Source organism: Micromonospora chokoriensis (assembly GCF_900091505.1).
GTDB lineage: Bacteria > Actinomycetota > Actinomycetes > Mycobacteriales > Micromonosporaceae > Micromonospora > Micromonospora chokoriensis.
Window position 1 is genome coordinate 6,448,244 of sequence record NZ_LT607409.1, and the last position, 20,759, is coordinate 6,469,002.

Annotated in this window: 16 protein-coding genes; 7 read left to right on the plus strand and 9 right to left on the minus strand. The window is 72.8% G+C overall.

From position 1 onward, the window contains the following. Position 1: 1 nt before the first annotated feature. Positions 2-1,099, minus strand: a complete 1,098-nt coding sequence (hemE, locus tag GA0070612_RS29225; protein WP_088990844.1) for a uroporphyrinogen decarboxylase — start codon at positions 1,097-1,099, stop codon at positions 2-4. 137 nt (positions 1,100-1,236) lie between these two features. Here hemE and GA0070612_RS29230 point away from each other — a divergent pair, with 137 nt between their 5' ends. The 5 genes from GA0070612_RS29230 to GA0070612_RS29250 all read left to right on the plus strand — a co-directional run bounded on the left by GA0070612_RS29230 (position 1,237) and on the right by GA0070612_RS29250 (position 7,782). Further along, a complete protein-coding gene (locus GA0070612_RS29230; protein WP_088990845.1) occupies positions 1,237-1,809 on the plus strand; it encodes a DUF3000 domain-containing protein in 573 nt (190 codons plus the stop codon). Positions 1,810-2,002: 193 nt separating this feature from the next. Beyond that, on the plus strand, positions 2,003-3,322 hold the full coding sequence (locus GA0070612_RS29235; RefSeq protein ID WP_088990846.1) for a ribonuclease D: 1,320 nt from the start codon (positions 2,003-2,005) through the stop codon (positions 3,320-3,322). A gap of 255 nt (positions 3,323-3,577) precedes the next feature. Continuing rightward, positions 3,578-4,774, plus strand: a complete 1,197-nt coding sequence (locus tag GA0070612_RS29240) for a thiolase family protein (protein ID WP_088990847.1) — start codon at positions 3,578-3,580, stop codon at positions 4,772-4,774. Beyond that, positions 4,771-6,831 (plus strand): 3-hydroxyacyl-CoA dehydrogenase NAD-binding domain-containing protein, encoded by a 2,061-nt coding sequence (locus tag GA0070612_RS29245; protein WP_088990848.1) that lies wholly within the window; start codon positions 4,771-4,773, stop codon positions 6,829-6,831. Before GA0070612_RS29240 ends, GA0070612_RS29245 begins: the two co-directional genes overlap by 4 nt. A gap of 171 nt (positions 6,832-7,002) precedes the next feature. Beyond that, positions 7,003-7,782 carry a hypothetical protein gene (locus GA0070612_RS29250; RefSeq protein ID WP_088990849.1) on the plus strand — a complete coding sequence of 260 codons (780 nt, stop codon included), beginning with the start codon at positions 7,003-7,005 and terminating at the stop codon, positions 7,780-7,782. 67 nt (positions 7,783-7,849) lie between these two features. Here the strand turns inward: GA0070612_RS29250 and GA0070612_RS29255 are convergent, their stop codons facing one another. The 4 genes from GA0070612_RS29255 to GA0070612_RS29275 form a co-directional block, all read right to left on the minus strand. Next, entirely contained in the window at positions 7,850-8,353 is a 504-nt protein-coding gene (locus tag GA0070612_RS29255; RefSeq protein ID WP_088990850.1) for a levansucrase, read from the minus strand. Positions 8,354-8,517: 164 nt separating this feature from the next. After that, positions 8,518-8,937: a VOC family protein gene (locus GA0070612_RS29260; protein WP_088990851.1), complete on the minus strand. Its 420-nt coding sequence runs from the start codon at positions 8,935-8,937 to the stop codon at positions 8,518-8,520. A 306-nt stretch (positions 8,938-9,243) separates the two neighbouring features. Next, a complete protein-coding gene (locus GA0070612_RS29270) occupies positions 9,244-10,419 on the minus strand; it encodes a sensor histidine kinase (RefSeq protein ID WP_088990852.1) in 1,176 nt (391 codons plus the stop codon). Between the two features lie 55 nt (positions 10,420-10,474). After that, positions 10,475-11,143: a response regulator transcription factor gene (locus GA0070612_RS29275; protein WP_088990853.1), complete on the minus strand. Its 669-nt coding sequence runs from the start codon at positions 11,141-11,143 to the stop codon at positions 10,475-10,477. Between the two features lie 143 nt (positions 11,144-11,286). Between GA0070612_RS29275 and GA0070612_RS29280 the strand changes: the two genes are divergently transcribed. Further along, positions 11,287-12,405: a peptidase C39 family protein gene (locus GA0070612_RS29280; RefSeq protein WP_088990854.1), complete on the plus strand. Its 1,119-nt coding sequence runs from the start codon at positions 11,287-11,289 to the stop codon at positions 12,403-12,405. Here GA0070612_RS29280 and GA0070612_RS29285 read toward each other — a convergent pair whose 3' ends face one another. Then, positions 12,406-13,689 carry an outer membrane protein assembly factor BamB family protein gene (locus GA0070612_RS29285; protein ID WP_157742640.1) on the minus strand — a complete coding sequence of 428 codons (1,284 nt, stop codon included), beginning with the start codon at positions 13,687-13,689 and terminating at the stop codon, positions 12,406-12,408. After that, entirely contained in the window at positions 13,686-14,981 is a 1,296-nt protein-coding gene (locus GA0070612_RS29290) for an outer membrane protein assembly factor BamB family protein (protein ID WP_157742641.1), read from the minus strand. Before GA0070612_RS29290 ends, GA0070612_RS29285 begins: the two co-directional genes overlap by 4 nt. A gap of 82 nt (positions 14,982-15,063) precedes the next feature. On the opposite strand from GA0070612_RS29290, the gene GA0070612_RS29295 reads away from it, so the two are divergent. After that, positions 15,064-16,974, plus strand: coding sequence for a hypothetical protein (locus GA0070612_RS29295; protein WP_088990857.1), 1,911 nt, complete (start codon positions 15,064-15,066; stop codon positions 16,972-16,974). Here the strand turns inward: GA0070612_RS29295 and GA0070612_RS29300 are convergent, their stop codons facing one another. Continuing rightward, positions 16,975-18,825, minus strand: coding sequence for a hypothetical protein (locus tag GA0070612_RS29300; RefSeq protein ID WP_088991846.1), 1,851 nt, complete (start codon positions 18,823-18,825; stop codon positions 16,975-16,977). Further along, positions 18,825-20,597, minus strand: a complete 1,773-nt coding sequence (locus tag GA0070612_RS29305; protein ID WP_408630593.1) for a hypothetical protein — start codon at positions 20,595-20,597, stop codon at positions 18,825-18,827. The genes GA0070612_RS29300 and GA0070612_RS29305 overlap by 1 nt, the downstream gene beginning before the upstream one ends. Between the last annotated feature and the right edge of the window lie 162 nt (positions 20,598-20,759).

Genomic DNA, 20,759 nt, shown 5'->3' on the forward strand with positions numbered 1-20,759 from the left:
CTCAGCCCTGGTCGGCCCGGCGGCTGGACACCTCGTGCACCAGCGCGACCACCCGGGTCAGCACCTCCGGGTCGGTCTCCGGCAGCACCCCGTGGCCGAGGTTGAACACGTGCCCGGGGGCCGCCTTGCCCTGCTCCAGGATCCGGCGCACCTCGGCCTCGACCACCGGCCACGGCGCGAGCAGCACGGTTGGGTCCAGGTTGCCCTGCACCGCCTTGTCCGGGCCGATCCGAGCGGTGGCCACGTCCAGCGGGGTACGCCAGTCGACGCCGACCACGTCCGCGCCGGCCTCGCCCATCGCGCCGAGCAGCTCGGCGGTGCCCACCCCGAAGTGGATCCGGGGCACCCCGGCGTCCACCAAACCGCTCAGCACGGCGGTCGAGTGCGGCAGCACGAAACGGCGGTAGTCGGCCTCGGAGAGGGCACCCGCCCACGAGTCGAAGAGCTGCACGGCCGACACACCCGCGTCGATCTGCACCCGCAGGAAGGCCAGTGTCACCTCGGCCAGCCGGCCGCAGAGCGCGTGCCACAGCTCCGGGTTGCCGTACATCAGGGCCTTGGTCTTCGCGTGGGTCCGCGACGGACCGCCCTCGACCAGGTAGCTGGCCAGGGTGAACGGTGCGCCGGCGAAACCGATCAGCGGGGTGTCGCCCAGCTCGGCCACCAACAGCCGGACGGCCTCGTCGACGTACGACACGTCCTCGCGGGTGATCAGGCGGATCCGCTGCACGTCGGCGGCGCTGCGGATCGGCTCGGCGACGACCGGGCCGGTGCCCGGCACGATGTCCAGGTCGATCCCGGCCGCGGCCACGGGCACCACGATGTCGCTGAACAGGATGGCCGCGTCCACGCCGTGTCGACGCACCGGCTGGAGGGTGATCTCGGTGACCAGGTCCGGACGGCGGCACGACTCCAGCATCGGCACGGTCGCCCGGATCTCCCGGTACTCCGGCAGGGAGCGACCGGCCTGGCGCATGAACCAGACCGGGGTGTGCGGCCCGGGTCGACGTCGACAGGCCCTGATGAAGGGCGAGTCGGCCGGTCCGCCGGGGCGGGATTCTCCGTCTCGGGCGACAGTGCCCGTGGTGTCCGTGGTCATCGCCGCAATCGTGCCACGCCCACCACGGCAAACCGGGTGGGGGTGAGAGGAAGGGCACCGTTCCTTACCCCCGGTGCCCTTCAGGAGCGTCGGCGCGCCGTCGAAGCGGGCGACGGACGGCGGCATAGGCTGCCGACATGGCCCCCCCGATCGCGCTCCCGGAAGCGTTCGCCCGCGCGGTCGCCGGGCTGCGATCGGCGACGCCCCGCCCGGAGATCACTCTTGAGGAGGTCGGGGCGCCCCAACGACTCGCCCCGTACGCGTTCGCGCTCGCCGCGACGGTGCTGCGCGACGGCGACGAGGTGGCGACCGGGCGGCTGATCCTGCTGCACGACCCGGCCGGGCACGAGGCGTGGCAGGGCACCCTGCGGCTGGTCACCTACGTGACCGCCGAGTTGGAGGTCGATCTGGCCGCCGACCCGCTGCTGCCCGGGGTCGGCTGGACGTGGCTGACCGACGCGTTGGACGCCCAGGACGCCGGCCATCGGGCGATCGGTGGCACCGTCACGCAGACCATGTCGACCCGGTTCGGTGACCTCGCCGGCCCGCCGACCGTCGGTGACATCGAGATCCGCGCCTCCTGGACGCCGGTCGACGACGACCTCACCGCACACCTGCTCGGCTGGTGCGCCCTCCTGGCCGACACGGCAGGCCTCCCCCCACCCGGTGTGACAGCCCTGTCCGACCGCCGCCCCGCCGGCGCCGCCTAGCCCCTCCCTTGGACGGGGGTCGATCATGGAGTTGTGGTGGACGGATTGCCCCTCGCCGCGGCTTTTGTGAGGCACCACAACTCCATGATCGACCGTGCCGGGGCGGGTGCGCGCGGACATCCTCTGGACACGTGATCGACACACGCCGGACCGGCTGCACCCGCTCGATCTCCACGCGCACTAGGGTTGGCAGGTGACCGACGAACCACCCCTGCGCCGTCGGCCCGCCGAAGACCTTCCGGGAAACGCACCCGAGCACCCGCCGTCGGCCCCGCCGCAGCTGGTGGGCGAGGGCGCCGACCCGGCCGACGGTGGGCCCGTTCCGCTGACCGCCCCGCGTGACGGCACTCCCGAACCGGTGACCACCCCGGCCGAGCTCGCCGAGGTGGTGGCCCGCTTCGCGGCCGGCACCGGCCCGGTCGCCCTGGACGCCGAGCGGGCCTCCGGTTACCGCTACAGCCAACGCGCGTACCTGGTGCAGCTCCGCCGCGCCGGTGCGGGCACCGCGCTGATCGACCCGCTGCCGCTGCCGGACCTCAGCACGCTGGACGCCGCGATCGGCGAGGCCGAATGGGTGCTCCACGCGGCCAGTCAGGACCTGCCCTGTCTCGCCGAGGTGGGGCTGCGCCCACGCCGGCTGTTCGACACCGAGCTGGCCGCCCGGCTGGCCGGGTTCGAGCGGGTCGGGCTGGCGGCGCTCACCGAGCAACTGCTCGGGTTCACGCTGGAGAAGCACCATTCGGCCGCCGACTGGTCGAGTCGGCCGCTGCCCGAGTCGTGGTTGACGTACGCCGCTCTCGACGTGGAGCTGCTCACCGACCTGCGCGACGCGCTCGACGCCGAGCTGGCCCGGCAGGGCAAGTCGGAGTGGGCCGCGGAGGAGTTCGCCGCGTTGGTCCGCACCGGGGCGCGCCCGCCGCGGGTGCGCGCGGAGCCGTGGCGGCGCACGTCCGGCATCCACCGGCTACGCGGGGCGCGGGCCCAGGCCCGGGTGCGCTCGATGTGGTACGCCCGGGACCAGATCGCGGCCCGGCGGGATGCCGCCCCCGGTCGGGTGTTGCCCGACTCGGCGATCATCGCCGCCGCCGAGTTGGATCCGAAGGACGAGAAGACCCTGCTGACCCTCCCCGGTTTCGGCGGGCGGTCGGTGCGTCGGCTAGCCCGCACCTGGCTCGCCGCTCTCGACGACGCCCGGCAGCTCGCGGAGGATTCACTGCCGGTGGCCCCCATTGTCGAGGGCCCGCCCCCGCCGCACCGCTGGGCCGAGCGGGACCCGGTGGCCGCCGGTCGGCTGGCCCGGTGCCGGGAGGTGGTCATCCGCATCGCGGGCGAGCACAACCTGCCGCCGGAAAACCTGGTCACCCCGGATTCGGTTCGCCGGTTGGCCTGGACCCCACCCGAGGTGGTGACCGAGGAGTCGGTCGCGGAGACCCTGCGCGGTCTCAACGCCCGGGAGTGGCAGATCGGCCTGCTCGTCCGCGACCTGACCGAGGCCCTCAACCCCACCCCCTAACCCTCACCCCCACCCCCGAACCCGGGTGATCATGAGGTTGACGGACCTTTCGGCGATCCACCGCCCCGTCAACCTCATGATCGTCGGAAGCGGGACGGGGCGCGGTGTGGGGTGGGCCACAGCGGGGGGTTGGGACGGGTTGGTTACTGGCGAGTAGCATTCGGGGGAACGTGCCCGTGTTGGCCGACCCTCGTTCAGTCCGCAGCGCCGCCCCCGCGGCGCGGGGGCCGATTGGTGGTCGAGAAGGAGGCTCAAGTGCCCCGTGAAGTTCGGGATGTCGTCTTCGTCGACGGCGTCCGTACCCCGTTCGGCAAGGCGGGTGGCATGTACGCCAACACCCGCGCCGACGACCTGGTGATCCGCTGCATCCGTGAGCTGCTGCGACGCAACCCGCAGCTGCCCCCGGAGCGCGTCGAGGAGGTCGCCGTGGCGGCCACCACCCAGATCGGCGACCAGGGCCTCACCATCGGCCGCACCGCAGCGCTCCTGGCCGGGCTGCCCAAGACCGTCCCCGGCTTCGCCATCGACCGGATGTGCGCGGGCGCGATGACGGCGGTGACCACCGTGGCCAGCGGCATCGCGATGGGCGCGTACGACGTCGCCATCGCCGGGGGCGTCGAGCACATGGGCCGCCACCCGATGGGTGAGGGCGTCGACCCCAACCCGCGCATCATCGCGGAGAAGCTGGTCGACCCGTCCGCGCTGGTCATGGGCGCCACCGCGGAGAACCTGCACGACCTGGTCCCGCACATCACCAAGGCCCGCACCGACGCGTTCGCGCTCGCCTCGCAGCAGAAGACCGCCAAGGCGTACGCCAACGGCAAGCTCCAGGACGACCTGGTGCCGATGTCGATCCGCGACGCGGAGGGCGGCTGGGGCCTGGCGACCGTGGACGAGGCGCCCCGGGACACCTCGCTTGCGAAGCTCGCCACCCTGAAGACCCCGTTCCGCCCACACGGCAGGGTGACCGCGGGCAACGCCGCCGGCCTGAACGACGGCGCCACCGCGAGCCTGCTCGCCGACGAGGCCACCGCCCGCGAGTTGGGGCTGCCGATCGCCATGCGGCTGGTGTCGTTCGGGTTCGTCGGGGTGGAGCCGGAGGTGATGGGTGTCGGCCCGATCCCGTCCACCGAGAAGGCGCTCCGCCTCGCCGGGCTCACCATCGACGACATCGGCCTGTTCGAGCTGAACGAGGCGTTCGCCGTGCAGGTGCTCGCCTTCCTCGACCACTTCGGCATCGCCGACGACGACGCGCGGGTCAACCCGTGGGGCGGCGCGATCGCCATCGGTCACCCCCTCGCCTCGTCCGGCGTACGGCTGATGACGCAGTTGGCCCGCCAGTTCGCCGAGCACCCCGAGGTCCGCTACGGCCTCACCGCGATGTGCATCGGCATCGGCATGGGCGGCACTGTCATCTGGGAGAACCCGAACTGGGAAGGTGGCGACAAGTGAAGGCACCGAACGAGGTCGTCACGAAGGCGCTGCTGCGTCAGGTGAACGTGCCCGGCCTGGACCGGCCCGCCGCCCTGATCACCCTGGACAACGGCTTCGACCACACCAAGCCGAACACCTTCGGCCCCGGCGGGTTGGCCAGTCTGGACGAGGCGATCACCGCCGCGCTCGCCGCCGACCCGGCGTTCATCGCGGTGACCGGCAAGCCGTACATCTTCTGTGTGGGCGCGGACATCGTCGGCCTGCCGCAGCTGGCCGACCGGGAGCAGGCGCTGGAGATCGGCCGGCTCGGTCACCGGGTCTTCGCCCGGCTCAAGGACAGCACCGTGCCCACCTTCGCGTTCGTCAACGGCGCGGCGATGGGCGGCGGCCTGGAACTGGCCCTGCACTGCCACTACCGGACGCTGTCCGGCGGCGCGGCGGCCCTCGCGCTGCCCGAGGTCTCCCTGGGTCTGGTGCCGGGCTGGGGCGGCACGCAGCTGCTGCCGAACCTGATCGGCATCCCCGCCGCCACCCAGGTGATCATCCAGAACCCGCTGATGCAGAACAAGATGCTCAAGCCGAAGCAGGCCGCCGAGCTGGGCATCGCGGACGTCCTCCTGGAGCCGGCCGACTTCCTGGAGCGGTCCCTCGAATGGGCCGCCGGGGTGGTCCGGGGTCAGGTCACGGTGACCCGGCCGGAGGTCGACAAGGACATGTGGGCAGGCGTGCTCTACTTCGCCCGGGAGACGCTGAACCAGCGGCTGCACGGCGCGGTCCCGGCCGCGTACAAGGCTCTGGACCTGCTGGAGACGGCCAAGGACGCCGACTTCGCCACCGGCACCGCCGCCGAGGACGAGGCCCTCGCGGACCTGGTCTTCTCCGAGGAGCTGCGCAGCGGCCTGTACGCGTTCGACCTGGTGCAGCGGCGGGCCAAGCGGCCGGCCGGCGCGCCGGACAAGGGCCTCGCCCGCACGATCACCAAGGTCGGCATCGTCGGCGCCGGTCTGATGGCCAGCCAGTTGGCGCTGCTGTTCGCCCGCCGCCTCCAGGTGCCGGTGGTGATGACCGACCTCGACCAGTCCCGGGTGGACAAGGGCGTCGGCTACGTGCACACCCAGATCGAGAAGGCCGTCACCAAGGGGCGGATGGACAAGGGCACCGCCGCCAAGCTGTACGGGTTGGTCAGCGGCTCGGTCGACAAGGCAGCCTTCACGGACGCCGACTTCGTCATCGAGGCGGTCTTCGAGGACCTGGGCGTCAAGAAGCAGGTCTGGGCCGAACTGGAGAAGATCGTCTCCCCGGAGGCGGTGCTCGCCACCAACACCAGCTCGCTGTCGATCACCGAGATGGCCGCCGAGCTGGAGCACCCGGAGCGGGTGGTCGGCTTCCACTTCTTCAACCCGGTGGCGGTGCTGCCGCTGTTGGAGATCGTCCGGGGTGAGCGCACCGACGACGCGACCCTCGCGACCGCGTTCGCGGTGGGCAAGCAGCTCAAGAAGTCGAGCGTGCTGGTGAAGGACGCCCCGGCGTTCGTGGTGAACCGCCTGCTCACCCGGTTCCTGGGCACCGTCTTCGCCGCCGTCGACGCCGGCACCCCGCTGGACGTGGCGAACAGCGCCCTGGACCCGCTGGGCCTGCCGATGCGCCCGCTCGCCCTGCTCCAGCTGGTCGGGCCGGCCGTCGCGTACCACGTGGGCGGCACCCTGCACGCCGCGTACCCGGACCGGTTCTCCGTCAGCGAGAACCTCAAGCGGATCGCCGACTCGGGGCAGCCGATCGTGGTGGACGACCAGGTCAACGACGAGGTGGCCGCGCTGCTCGTCGTCGGTGACCAGCCGTTGACCGCCGAGCAGGTACGACAGAACGCGCTGGACGCGCTCGCCCAGGAGATCCGGCTGATGCTGGACGAGGGCGTGGTCGCCGAGGCGCAGGACATCGACCTGTGCATGCTCCTGGGCGCCGGTTGGCCGTTCCACCTGGGTGGTGTCACGCCGTACCTGGACCGCACCGGCACGTCCGAGCGGGTCACCGGTCGGCGGTTCCTGCCGCGCGGGGCGGCGAGCCTGCCGGCCTGACCGATCGCCGTACCACCGGTCGCGGTGGTCGGACCGTCCCTCGTGGGCGGCCCGGCCACCGCGACCGTTTGTGATCAGCTCACCGCCGGAGGGCCGTCAAGCAGGGACAACGCAGTGTTCCTCAGCGGGTTAGGATCACGCGCTTTGCACCCCCATCTTGGAGCTGACTGAATGTCCCAGCCGCCGGCCAGTCCCTACGGCCCGCCGCACGATTCCTCCAACCCGCCGCAGCACCCGGGCCAGCCCCAGCAGCCGGGCCAGCCCCAGCAGCCCGGTGGATGGCCGCCCCCGCAGCAGCAGGGGTTCCCGCCCGCACAGCCGGGTCAGCCGTACGGCGATCCCCACCAGTTCGCGGGTCCGCCACCGGCGAAGAAGTCGAACGTCGGCAAGATCATCCTGATCGTGCTGGCCGTGCTGCTGGTGGTCTGCCTCGGCGGCGCGGCCGCCATCTGGTTCACCGTCAAGGACGACGTGGGCGACGTCGTCGACGCCACCAAGACCCGGCTGGTCGCGCCGGCCACGCTCGCCGGCCGGCCGAAGATCACGGAGCCGGAGTTGCAGGCGGCTGCCGACCAGATGGTCACCGAGATGAAGGCGGATGTGCAGAACGAGACCAGCACCGTCGGCGCCTTCTACGGCGACCCGGCCAAGCAGGACCTCGTGATGATCGTGGGCGCGTCCGGCCTGATGACGGATCCGAAGAAGGAGTTGGACGACGCGATCAACGGGATCTCCGCCGAGCTGGCGCTGACCAACCTGGCGGCCGTCGATCCTGGTCCGCTCGGCGGTGACGCGAAGTGCGGCGACGGCAAGGCCGAGAGCCTGCCGCTCGGCGTGTGCCTGTGGGCCGACCGGGGCAGCCTGGGCATGGTGGTCATGTACTTCAAGACCGCCGAGCAGACGAAGGCCGAGTTCGTCACGATCCGGGGCCAGATCGAGCAGCGCTCCTGATCCGTCCACGACCGGGGCCCCGACCACCCGAGGGTGGCCGGGGCCCGGTGTCGTACGCGGCGGTCGTTCAGGCGGCCGGGAAGTACGCGTTCAGCTTGCTGCGCAGATGGGCCGCGTAGACGATGCCGAGCATCGGGTTGCCGCGGTAGGCGGCAGCCGCACCGGTGCCGGCGTCCACCGCGACCGGCCGGGCCACCGACGCGAACTTCACCTGCTGCCCCTCCTGCGCCCAGGCCGACGCCGCTGGGTCGACCTGGGTGCCGACCAGGGCGGGGATGGCCGCCACACCGCTCTGGAAGCCACGTAGCTGCCCCTTGCGGGCCACCACGTAGTCCATCACCGTCGCGGTGAACGCGCGCAGCGCGTCCGCCGTGACCACGGTCGTCGGCGCGGCGATCGTGAACAGGTGCAACGTGGTCGCCATCCACCGGAACCTGAAATCGCCGCGGTAGCCGATCAGCACCGGGGTGCCGCGCCAGTCCTCGGTGGTCACCTCGCAGCCGTCGGCTCGCAGCCGCTCGCCGGTAGCGGTGAGGTACGCCTGCACCGGCTCCGTCGCCGTCGTATCCATCTCTGCCCACTCGCCTCTCGGCCGCTGCTCTGGCCGCTCATCTAACACCACCGCCGCCCAGCCCGCCGCCCCTGTTGATCATGGACGGGGTGCGGCGGCAGGGACCTGGTCGTGCCACACGAGGCCCCGACCACCCGCGGGTGGCCGAGGCCTCGTACCGGTATTCAGGCCGGGTCGTTGCCCTGCGCCGCGGCCCGGGCCGCCGCTGCCGCCGCCCGCTCGGCCTTGTTACCGAGGACGCAGAACTCGTTGCCCTCCGGGTCGGCGAGCACCACCCATCCGCTACCGGTCGGGCTGACCCGGTCGTCGACGAGCGTCGCGCCGATGGCGAGCAGTCGCTCGACCTCCTCGGCCCGGGTGCGGTCGGCGGGTTGCAGGTCGAGGTGCAACCGGTTCTTCACCGTCTTGCCTTCGGGCACCGCGATGAACAGCACCTCCGGGCCCCCGGGCGGCAGGAGCATCGCCTCCGGGTCGCCGGGGAAGTCGTCGGGCTGCCGGGGGCAGTCGAAGACCTGCGCCCAGAAGCCGGCCAGGGCGTACGTGTCGTGGCAGTCGATGCTGATGTTGTGAATGATCGAACTCACGGTTGGTCCTCCACAGTGGTGGTAGCGACACGTCCCCCAGCGCTGCGGAGCACGCAGCACCCGGCGAGCACCGCCGACCAGGAGCCGGCCAGGGTGTACGTGTCATGGCAGTCGAAACTAATGGTGCGGATCCGTGGATACACGGGTGGTCCCTCCGTCGTCGGATGGGGACGCTCCGCCGCCGGGGGTCAGCCTGCGATCACCCGGGGTGCGGAGCCCTTAGTGGTGGACATCGACGCACCCCCCTTCACTCTCCGAGCCGACCCGGTGATCTTGCCATCGGCCGAACGCCGCCCGCAACCCCGTTCAGCCGCCCGTCGACACCGGCCCGGTCACCGCCGGGGCGTCCGCCGACGGCAGGGTGACGGTGACCTCCAGGCCACCGCCGGGCTGCGCGATCACCCGTACCGTCCCGCCGTGCGCCGTGCAGACCGCCCGGACGATGGACAGGCCCAGCCCGGAGCCGCGGGCGCCGGTGCGTTCCCGGCCACCGCGCCGGAACGGCTCGAACAGCCCCGGCACGTCGGCCTGGTCCACCTCGAAGCCGGTGTTGCCCACCACCAACCACGACCGGACGCCGTCGGTGCCGGTACGCACCCACAGCCGGCCATGCAGGTGGTTGTAGCGGACCGCGTTCTCGATGAGGTTCCCGGCCAGCCGGTCGAGCAACCCCGGATCACCGACGACCGGCGCGGACTCCAGTGACGTCTGCACCCGCAGACCGATCCGTTCCACCTCGCGGCGCATCGCCGACAACGCGTTGACGGTGCCGGTGGCGAGGTCACACTCCGTCCGCCGACCCAGCTGCCGCCCGGCCTGCGCCTCGCTGCGGGCCAGCACCAGCAGCGCGTCCACCAGGCCGTTGGCGCGTTCCGAGGCGTCCCGGACCACCGTCGCCATCCGACGGTACTCGGCGGCATCCGCGTCGTCGTCGCTGAGCGTCACGTCGATCTCGGTCCGCATGACGGCGAGCGGGGTACGCAGCTCGTGCGAGGCGTTCGCCACGAAACGTTTCTGCGCCTCGAAGGCGGACGCGATCCGGTCCAACATGGCGTCGAACGTCTTGGCCAGCTCGGCCACCTCGTCGTCGGCGCCCGAGTAGCCGATCCGCTGGTCCAGCGTCGCCTCACCGAGCCGCTGCGCGGTCGCGGTGACCTGGTGCAACGGGCGCAGCGCCCGACCGGCCACGGCGTACGCGCCGGCCACTCCGACGACGCTCACCGCCAGCAGCGCGACCAGGCCCTTCGCCAGCAGTTCCCCGGAGGCGGCGTCGACGAGTTGCCGCTGCCACTGGGCGGCGTCCATCGACGTCCCGTCGGCGAGCACCACCGTCGTGCCGGGCAGCAACTCGTCGGTGGGGCGCAGCGCGTCCCGGACCAGCAGCCACGCCAGCGCGACCAGGATCGCCCCCGCGCCGACCAGCAGCACCCCGTTGAGCAGTGTCAGCCGCAGTCGCAGGGTGGGGCGCAACCGCCGGCTCACCGTGCGCCCTCGGTTCGCGACTGCGGGGCTCGCAGACCCGGCTCACTCCTCACGCTCACGAGCTCACCTCGGCGGTGCGGTAACCCGCGCCGACCACCGTCTCGATCAGCGGCGGGTCGCCGAGCTTCTTGCGCAGCGTCATCACGGTGACCCGGACGATGGTGGTGAACGGGTCGGTGTTGGCGTCCCACACCCGTTCCAGCAGCTCCTCGCTGGAGACCACCGCGCCGCGCGCCTTGAGCAGCTCGCTGAGCACCCCGAACTCCTTGTTGGTGAGGTCGACCGGCACGCCGGCACGGGTGGCCACCCGGCGGGCCGGGTCGAGCACCAGGTCGGCCAGTTCGAGCACCGGCGGCGCGGCCGGGGTGGCCCGCCGGCCCAACGCCTGCACCCGGGCGACCAGCTCGTCGAAGGCGAACGGTTTGGGCAGGTAGTCGTCCGCGCCGAGCTGCAACCCCTCCACCCGGTCCGCCACCGTGCCACTCGCGGTGAGCATCAGCACCCGGGTCAACGCGCCGGAGGCGGCCAGGTCGGCGCAGATCTGGTCGCCGTGCACGCCCGGCAGGTCGCGGTCGAGCACCACCACGTCGTACCGCGTGACGAACGCCGCCTCGTGGCCGGCGTCGCCGTCGTACGCCACGTCGACGGCCATCCCCCGCTTGCGCAACCCGCGCGCGATCGCGTCGGCGAGGTTGCGCTCGTCCTCGACCACCAGTACCCGCATCCCGGCCCTCCTCGCTGCTGACCACCGACAACCTAGTGCCGGCCGGCAACCATCGTCCCTCGCCGCCCGCGCCGGTCGGCGTTGCGGGCCCGGTCGGCGTACGCGATGCTGTCCGGCGGCACCGAGCGACGGACGGACCTGGAATGACGATCGCGGCACCACCCACCCGGCGGGACATCCTGTACCGGGGTTTCCACAGGCCGGCCGACCTGGCGCTCGACGGCGACGAGCGCGGTGTCGACGGGCCGCGCACCTGGACGTCACCTCCGGTGCCGGTGGGCTTCAGCGTCGCCGAGGTCGTGCCGTCCTGGACCGCCGACACCCCGGACGGCTCCTGGATCGAGGTCGAGCTGCGCGGCTGGCACGACGACTCCCCCGCCACCGGCTGGTACCGGCTGGCCCGCTGGGCGGCCGACGACCGGGCGGTACGACGCACCTCGGTCCCTGGGCAGCGCGACGACGACGCCGCTGTCGACACCGACACCCTGGTCGTGAACGGGGCGACGGTCACCGGCTGGCAGGCGCGGGTGACAGTGTGCCGACCGGACGGCGCCCCGACCGGCCCGGTGCTGCGCAGCTTCGGCGCTGTCGCCACCGGCCCCGCGCTGCCCGGCCCGACCGACGCGCCGGCGCCCGCCTCGCCCGCCGCCCGTGGGCGGGTGCTGGACGTCCCCCGCTACTCGCAGCGGCTGCACGCCGGCCGGTACCCGCAGTGGGGCGGGGGCGGCGACTCCTGGTGCAGCCCCACCTGCACCTCGATGGTGCTCGCCTACTGGGGCCTCGGGCCGACGGAGGAGCACTACGCCTGGGTGGAGCCGCCCGGCCCACGCCCGGTGGTGGTGCACGCCGCCCGGCACTGCTACGACCACGCGTACGCCGGGGCCGGCAACTGGCCGTTCAACACCGCGTACGCCGGTCGGTTCGGGGTGGACGCGTTCGTCACCCGGCTCCGGTCGCTGGCCGAGGCGGAGGCGTTCGTCGCGGCCGGCATCCCGCTGGTCGTGTCCGCCGCGTTCCGCGCCGACGAGGTGCCGGGGCTCGCCTACGACACCAGAGGGCACCTGATGGTGCTGGTCGGCTTCACTGCCGACGGCGACCCGGTGCTCAACGACCCGTACGCCCCGGACGACGACGCGGTCCGCCGTACCGTGCCGCGGCAGCCGTTCGAGGCGGTCTGGCAGCGCGGCAGCGGCGGCGTGGCGTACGTGCTGCACCCCCCGTCGGTGCCGCTGCCCCCGCCGCCACCCCAGGCGAACTGGTAATCAGCGGCGCAACCGCCACAGCCGGTAGGTGCCGGGGCTCACGCACAGCAGGTGGGAGTCGGTCACCTGACACTCCCCGGTGGCATCGTGCAGTACGTCGAGGAGGCGTACCGCCCCGGCTCGCAGATCCACCTCACCGACGACCACCCCGCCGTCGGGGTGCTTGCGGATGGCCGTCAGCGGATCGCCCGGATCCCGCCGGTACAGCTCCCACGAGCCCAGGACGGCCACCTCCTGACCGGTGAGCGCGTCCAGCACGACGAAGCGTTCCGGCGCGTCTCCGCCGCCCACCGCGTTGGCCAGCAACCGGTCCTCGGCGCCCCACGCCCACCCCCACCGGTTGCTGCTCCAGCGCACCACGCCGGTGGCCGGGTCGAGCGCCTGCAGTTGGTTGGAACCGGTGCGCAGACACAGGACAGGGCCACAGGTCATCACGAAGTCGACTGTCACGTTCGGGCGGATCCAGCGCCGGTCGAGCTGGTCCAGGCCGTACGCGGTGACGGTGCCCGAGCCTCGGTCGATGACCAGCAGGAGGTCGTCCAGCACCTCCAACCCGAATCGCCCGCCGTCGTCCGGTAGCAGGTCGGCGCGCGCCAGCACCGCACCGGTGGTCGCGTCGCGTACCTCGACCGGCCCGTCCGGTGGGTTGAGGATCAGCCGATCCAGCCCGCGCTCAGTCTCGCGCGGGATGATTCCGGCGGTGGTGGCGGGCAACTGCCAGCGGACGGTGCCGCAGCAGGGGTCGACCACCCGCAGGACGCTCGGCTCGCTCTCGCCGCCGGTGCGCAGCAGCAGGTTGCCGTCGACCAGTCGGTCGGCGCTCCCCGGTTGCTGCCACCGGTACGCGCCGGTCGCCCGGTCCACCGCGATGGTCGTCATGTCCTGGCCCTGCGGACCGATCTCGTACCCGCTGAGGATCAGCAGCTCGCCCAGCGGGGAGATCCTCCAGTACCGGGCCTCCGCCGACAGCGGCGCCTGCCAGGCCGGCTCGCCGCCGGGCAGCCGATACGCCGCCAGTCGTCGCTCCTGCGGATCGGACGTGCCGGTCGGCTCGATGGCCACGGCGAGGTCACCGTCGACCAACACGTCGGCGCCGGACGGCACCGGCAGCGTCACCACGGCCCGCCGGGGCGGCGGCGCGCCGGCGGCGGCGAGGGTGAGCAGCGCGAGCAGCGCGACCAGCGCGGCGCGCAGTTGCCGGCCGTTCGCGCGGGGTGGGCGGGGCAGCGGGTCCGGATCCGGGCCGTGCCGCAGCACACCGAGGTCGATCACCGAGTCGCTCACCGGGTCAACCGCCACAGCGCGGTGGTGCCGTCGAGGCGCTGACAGAGCAGCATCGGCAGGGACGCCTGGCAGCTGCCGGCGATGCCCGGCAACACGTCGACGATCCGCGTCCGGCGGGCGACGAGATCCAGCTCGGCGACGACCCTCCGGCCGTCGTCACCCGACCGCGTCCCGACCAGGGGGCCGCCCGGCCCGGCCACCTGCATCAGAGCCCACCCACCCAACCCGGTACGCACCTGACCGGTCGCCGCATCCCACACCTCGTACCCTCGGCCGGGCTTGGCCATCAGCAACTGACCGTGCCGGACGTCCGCCAGATTGTCCGGACCGGAGTCCGACCACCGTACGACGCCGGTGGCCGGATCGAGCACCTGAAGGCCACCGGTCTGCGGCACCGCGCAGAGCAGACCGGCGCAGCCGACCACGTAGGAGATCAACGGCACCTCCGCCGTCCACAGGGGCTTCAGCTCGGTCAGCGCGTAGCCCACCAGCCGGGTGCTGCCGGGTGGGACGACCAGCAGCAGGTCGTCGACGACCTGCACCCGCTGGTACGCCTCCCGGTCACCGGGCAGCGTGTCGACGCTGCGCAGCATCCGGCCCGTGGCGGCGTCGTACACCTGCACCTCGCCGGTGGCCAGGAGCAGCACGAACCCGTCGACCCGGCCTTCCCGGAGGTGGTAGGAGGGATTGGCTGCCGAGGGGATCGGCACCGACCAGAGCACCCGGCCGGTGTGGGGCTCGACCCGGTTCAGCGCGCCCGACCCGTTGTCCCGCACGTCGGTCAGCAGCAGACCGTCGTCGGCGGTCGGTTGGGGCGCACCGGGAAGCTGCCACCGCCGCTCGCCCGAACCGATGTCGAAGGCGATGGTCCGGAACACCCGGCCCGGAGCGTCGACAGTCATCGCCAACACCAGCCCCCGCTCCACCCGGACGTCGAGGTAGTCACCGAGGCGGGCCAGCGGCGCCTGCCACCGTCGGCGCACGCCGCCGCCGGTCGGGGACGGCTGGGCGTACGCGGTCAGAAACCGGTCCCCCTCGGGTGCCGGCGGGTCGACCACGAAGACGCTGTCCCCGCCGAGGTAGGCGGTGGACGTCCGCGACGCCGGCACCACGCTCACCGCCCGCTGCGGCTGTGGTGCCGCGGCGCTCAGCACCACCAGGGCGAGGACCAGCACCGCCGCGCTGCGCAGCGGTCGGCCGCCCGAGCGCGGTCGGCGAGCCGCAGGCGTCGACGCGGGCTCGTCCCGCACCTCGCCCAGCTCGATGATCGACAACGATCGTCCTTCCGTCACCGCGGGTCACCGTCCGGCAAACCGGCCGTGGGTGCACCGGGCTGGCAAAAGCGACGGAAACGCCCCTGTACGATGGCCCGTCGTGGCCGTGCCGGTGGTAGACCCCTCGCTGAATTCCCTGACCGACGCCGACCCGGCCGAGGCCGTGTCGACTCGACGGCCTCGACGCCGCCCGGCCCGAGCCGACCTGTTGGCCCTCGGAGCCTATGTGCTACTGGGCGTATTCGTCTGCCTCAACTACTGGGGTGACGTCACCGGCCGGGTCTCCTCGCACCTGCCCACCGACCACAGCTGGTTCGAATGGCTGTTCGCGCACGGCGCGTACTCGGTGCGGCACCTGGAAAACCCGCTGTTCACGGCCCGGCAGAACGCCCCGGACGGGGTGAACATGATCGCCAACACCTCGCTGCTCGGGGTGACCCTGCCGTTGGCCCCACTGACCATGGTGCTCGGTCCCCAGGTGATGTACGCGCTCTACCTGGGCGGAGCGTTGGCCGCCACCGCCGGCACCGGTTACTGGATGCTCTCCCGCCACCTGGTGCGCTCCCGGGCGGCGGCCTTCGTCGGCGGTGCGTTCCTCGGCTTCGCGCCGGGGATCATCCACCACGCCAACGGCCAACCGAACTTCGTGTCCAACTTCCTGCTGCCGCTGATCGTGGTGCGGGTGCTGCGCCTCGGTGAGGCCGGCCGGTGGCGGCGCAACGGGCTGGTGCTCGGTGCGCTGGTGACGTACCAGATCTTCATCAACGAGGAGATGCTGCTCCTCACCGCCCTGGCCTGCCTGGTCGTCGTGCTGGCGTACGCCGTGCAGCGTCCGGCCGCCACCCGGGCCGTCGCCGGCACGTTCCTGGCCGGGCTCGGCGTCGCCGGCGGGCTGGCCCTGGCGCTCGCGGCGTACCCGATCTGGTTCCAGTTCAACGGTCCCCAGTCCTACCGGGGGCTACAGGGCGGCGTCTTCCACAACTGGGGTGAGGACCTGGCCGCCTTCGTCACCTTCGCCCGCGACACCTGGGCCGGTGACCCGGCGGTGGAGAAGACGATCGGGCTGACCGAGCAGAACACCTGGTTCGGCTGGCCGCTGGTGCTGCTCACTGTGGTCGCCCTGGTGCTGCTCGTCCGACGCTCGCTTCCGGCCCGGATCGCCGCGGTGCTGATCGTCGTCTTCACCGTGGCGTCGATCGGGCCATGGGTCCGCTTCAACGGCGTCGAGACGGACGTGCGCGGCCCGTGGTCGTACGTGCCGGACGACCTGCCGCTGGTGGAGATGATGATGCCGACCCGGTTGACGCTGGTGGTGGGCGCCGCGGTGGGCGTACTCCTCGCGCTCGCCTGGGACGCCGCGTACCGCCAGGGTCGGCCGGTGGTCGACCAGCCGCGGGTGCCGGCGCAGCGGACCGGCGACGCGGCCCCGGCGGTCGCCGACGAGCCGGCGGCGACGGACCAGCCCGCGCCCGTCGCGGCGCGTCGTCGGTGGCTGCGCCCGGTGGGGTACGCCGCGGTCGCCCTCGCCGTGCTGCCGCTCTTCCCCCGGCCGCTGCCTGCCCAGCAGATCGACCCGCCACCGCACTTCATCACCGCGGGTGGCTGGCGGCCGTACGTGCCGGCGGGCCGGACCCTGGTGCCGGTGCCGATCCCGAGCAACGTGCACGGCCTGCCGACGTTGCGCTGGAGTGCGCTGACCGGGCAGGAGTTCCCCGTCCCGGGCGGCTACTTCATCGGCCCGAACGAGGTCGGCGAAGGCGTCTTCGGCGCGCCGAACCGGCCCACCAGCACGCTCATCTACTCCACGATGGACAAGGACGCCGTCCCGGCGCTCACCGACGAGAACCGCCGTCAAGCCGTCGAGGACCTGCGGTTCTGGCGGGCGTCGGTGGTGGTGCTCGGTGCGCACCCCGACGAGGCGGTCCTGCGCGAGCTGGTCACCGGCCTGATCGGGCCACCGCAGCGGGTCGACGACGTCTGGGTCTGGGACGTCCGCGCGTTGGTGGGCTGATCAGCCGACCTGCTCCCGGACGTCCCACACCCAACCGCCGTCCACCGGGCGGCCCGGACCGAGCAGGTCGTCGACGGTGCGACGGACCGGGTCGCCGTTGCTCAGCGGGCCGAGCACCACCACGGCGGCCCGCCAGTGCCGCAGGTCCTCGACCGCGCTACGACGGTCGGCGTCGGTGAGCACCGGCACCGCACCGGTCTCCGCCACCCGCCGCAGCAGCACGGACGTGGGACGGTCCGGCGCGCCCCAGCGGGCGGCCGGGTCGTCCGGGCCGCTCGGACCGATGAAGTAGCCACCCGGCGCGGTGAACGCCAGGCCGGTGCGGGCCGACCAGAGCATCACCGGGCTCCGCGCCGCGCCGGTGACCGGCGGTACGGCGACCACCGTCCGGCCCGGCGGCACCAGGGGCCGCCACCCGCCGTCCGCGACGAACCCCGGCACCGGCATGACCGGCACCACCCGGATCGGCGTCGGCACCAGCGGCAGCAACGCGGCGGCCACCGCTCCGGCCCACAGCAACCGCACCGGCACCCCGGCGACGGCCGACAGCTTGCGTGCCGCCCACACCCGGTCCACGGAGAGCGCCACCAGCACCCCCAGCACCGGTACGCAGACCAGCGCGAACCGGGCCGGCACCGCGAGGTCGAGCAGGGGCAGCCCGGCGACCAGCCGGTACGGCCCGGGGATACCGGTCGCGGTGCCGTCGACCCGCAGCTCGGTGCCGAGGGAGAGCAGCGCGAACACCAGCCCACAGCCGGCCAGCGCGCGGACCGACGGTCGCCGCCACAGCCAGATCACGATCACCACGGCCAGCACCAGCAACCCCGGGCCGAAGAACGAGTTCTCCTCGGTCGGGTTCGGCGAGAGCAACCCCGGGAGCCAGTCGTCACCGAGGACGGTCTGCCGTGCCGACGCGGTGAACGACGCGGCGTCCAACTGGAACGCGTGCGCGGCGAACGCCATCCCGGCGTAGCGCTGCGGGCCGAAGAACTGAAACCACAGGGGGTACGCCAGCAGCACGCCCGCCACCCCGGCAGCCACCGCCAGCCGGCCGAACAGGGCCGGCGCGAGCCGCCGGGCGGCCACCCGGTCGGCGAGCGCGTAGCCGAGCGCGAACACGCCCGCCGCGAGCGCCAAAAAGACCAGCACCTCCTCGCCGATGAAGACCTGCCAGACGAGCAGCAACCCGAGGACGACGCCGGGTCGCCACACTCCGGCGAGTCGGTGCGTCGTCTCCGGGACGGGCCGGTGTGCCGCCTCCGAGGCGAGTCGGTGCGTCGTCTCCGGGGCGGGCCGGAACACCAGGGCGAGGATCGCGGGCACCAGGAACTGCGCGGCGATGTGCAGGTGCGCGCCCGCCTGGGCGATCATGCCCGGGGCGAAACCGCAGATCAGGCCCCCGACCGCGGCTGCGGACCGGGTGGTGACCAGGCGGCGGCGCAGCAACGCGTACCAGGCCGCGGCCGTGCCGGCGAGGCAGCACACGACCGCCACGCAGAACGCGACCTGCGAGCCGAGGAGCAGGGTCACCGGGGTCAACGGAACGCCCAGGCCGAGCACCGAGGTGTTCGCCATCAGGTTCACCCCGTCGGGGGCGTTCAACACGGCGCTGAAGAGCGGGTTCTCCCCCTCGACGACGGCGTGCGCCGCGTGGGCCAGCATCCACTCGAAGAGGATCTGGTCGCCCGCCTGGTGGAACAGCCGCCACGGGTGCCCCCACTGGGCGCTGGTCAGCACGACCGCGAGGGCCAGGTAACCGGCCACCACCAGCAGGTCCCGGAGCCGGCCCGCGCGGGATGGGCGGGCCGTCGCCGGGGGCGACGTGGTCGGGGACGTCGTCCCGATGGTCATCAGACCGAACGGTCGGTCAGCGCCCGGACGTCCCACACCCAGACGTCCAACTCCTGGCGGCCGGGGCCGACCAGGTCCTCGACGGCACGTCGCAGCGGCTCGGAGTTCTGCTGACGGACCGGGAGCACCAGGATCGCGGCCCGCCAGTGGCGCAGTTCGTCGCTGAAGCGGCGGCGCTGCCGGTCGTCGAGCTTCGGCGTACGCCCGGTGGTCGCCACCTCCTCCAGCATCTGACCCACACCGCTGGGTCGGCCGCCGAACCGGCCCGCGTCACCGGTGTTGCCGTTGCGGGGGGCGAGGAAGTAACCGCCGGGGATCTTGAAGTCGAGGTTCGTGGCCGCCGCCCAGCGCATGCCGTGCGTGTTGCCCATGCTGGGCACCGGGATCGGCACCAGCGTCTGGTCCGGCCCCACGTACGCCCGCCAGCGGTCGGCCGTGATGAAGTCCGGCACCGGCGGCCGGGAGACCATCCGCAGCGGCATCGGGGCGATCGGCAGCAGCGCGAACGCCAGGCCCGCGGCGGTGAGCGTCCGTACGGTGCGCCGGTCGGCCGGGCGCAGCGCCCAGGCCCGCTCGACGGCGAGCGCGAGCAGAAGCCCGATCACCACGCTGGTGATCAGACCGAACCGGGTGGGCACCACCGCGTCCAGCAGGGGCAGGTGGACCAGCCACTGCCACGGCCCGGTGAACAACTCCCGGTCCCACCAGGACACCCGCTCGCCGAGGGAGAGCACGGCGAAGAACACGCCGGTCGCCGCGAGCGCCCGCACGATCAACTCCCGGCGCAGCCAGATCACGATGCCGATCGCGATCAGCGACAGACTCCAGCCGAAGAACGCGTTCTCCTCGGAGTAGTTCGGCGCCAGGTTGATGTTGGCCCGCTGGTTGCCGCCGAGGGTGGGCGAGCCCTGGGCGAAGAAGGCCGCGATGTCGTTGCCGTAGTCCCGCACCGCGTCACTGAGCCCGTGGTACGCCATCGGCCCGGCGAACTGCACGTACAGGGGGTACGCCAGCAGCGCACCGGCCAGCAGCGCGCAGGTCAGCACGCCGGCGCCGAGCGGTCGCCACGCCGCCCACCAGCGGGCCGGCTCCTGAGCGAGCACCGCCAGCAGGAACACCCCGCAGGCCAGGGCCGTGAAGAGCAGGATCTCCTCGTTGATGAACGCCTGGGCGGTGACCAGCAGGGCGAGCAACGCCCCGTCCCGGATCGGCCGACGGGACCGGGTGAGGACCAGGACGCGCCAGATGATGAACGGCAGCAGGAACTGGCTGATGATGTTCGGGTGCCAACTCGCGTGCGACAGCATCGCGGGCGAGAAACCGCAGAACCAGCCGCCCACCGCTGCCGCGAGCGGGGTACGCACCAGATGGCGGGAGAGCATGAGGTACCAGGCCATCGCGGTGCCGGCGAGGCCGAGCGTCACCAGCACCACAAAGGAGACCGCCGGCCCGAAGAGCAGCGTCACCGGGACCATCGGAATGCCCAACGCCAGCACGGCCGTGTTGGCCATCAGGTTGACGCCGTCCGGGTAGTTGAACTGCTCGGTGTAGAACGGGTACTCCCCGTGCAGCACCACGCGTACCGAGTGGGCGAGGAAGAACTGCACCTGGGCCGGGTCACCGGTGTAGAGGGAGGCCACCCGGCCGGACGGGTCCAGCCAGATCCGGCTGGTGACCCAGAGCGCGGCGAGCAGGAACAACCCGCCCACCGCAAGGTGTTGCCTGCGCCGGGGCAGACGATGCCACCACCGCTTGGTCGGTGCCGCCTCCACGTCGTCGGCAGCCGTCTCCGGCTCGACCGGCGCCGCGTCCTGGGCCGCCACGTCCGGCTCGACGGACTCGACCGGCAGGGCCGGCGCCGCGTCCTGGGCCGGCACGACCGGCGCGTCGGGCTCGACCGGTTCAACGGGTTCCACCGGCAGGACCGGCTCGAC